General features: G+C 55.7%; 1 protein-coding gene. It reads right to left on the reverse strand.

Features of this window, described 5'->3' with window-relative positions:
- Positions 1-255, reverse strand: a 255-nt coding sequence (locus O2S87_RS19120; protein WP_475410256.1) for a transposase, incomplete at both ends; no start/stop codon positions are given.

Here is a 255-nt window from a genome sequence, read left to right on the forward strand (position 1 = left end):
GGCTGCTGTCGTAGACAGATGAATCGTCTCCAATCCACTTTTTCGGCGTGAATAGTCGCATTCCAAGTGGCCAACTGACTTGGTCTGCGTTGCGGTGCTGTCCCGGTGAGGCGAGAGTGAGGTTAACGGTCACTTGGCAGTTATCCATTTTCCCGGTTGCGCCGCACCATTGATGGCCAACACCGACACTGTCGTGTCCTTGTTTGGGAATTCCCATCCCGTCAAGAATAAGCGCAGAGGCGGCTCCCTGAGCCG

The organism is Halohasta sp. A2 (assembly GCF_056175805.1).